Origin of the sequence: Lentilactobacillus parafarraginis DSM 18390 = JCM 14109 (assembly GCF_001435895.1) — a bacterium.
Taxonomy (GTDB): Bacteria; Bacillota; Bacilli; order Lactobacillales; family Lactobacillaceae; genus Lentilactobacillus; species Lentilactobacillus parafarraginis.
Map to the genome: position 1 here is coordinate 1 of NZ_AZFZ01000235.1, position 296 is coordinate 296.

Annotated in this window: 1 protein-coding gene; it reads left to right on the plus strand. The window is 68.9% G+C overall.

Going from position 1 to position 296, the window contains the following annotated elements:
• Positions 1-296, plus strand: a 296-nt coding sequence (locus FD47_RS14865) for an ATP-binding cassette domain-containing protein (RefSeq protein ID WP_156404182.1), incomplete at both ends; no start/stop codon positions are given.

Sequence of the window (296 nt, forward strand, 5' to 3'; positions counted from 1 at the left end):
GGACGATGCCACCGTCGTCTATCGCAATGGCCATGTCGCGCTGCGCAACGCCAGCTTCGACACGCCGGCCGGCACCATCACGGCGCTGGTGGGCCTGAACGGCAGCGGCAAGTCGACGCTGTTCAAGGCCATCATGGGAATCGTGCGGCTGGCGCGCGGCCAGGTCACCGTGCTCGGCCTGCCGGCGCGCGCCGCGCTGCGCCGCAAGTGGATCGCCTACGTGCCGCAGAGCGAAGAGGTCGATTGGGACTTCCCGCTGCTGGTCGAGGATGTCGTGATGATGGGCCGCTACGGCC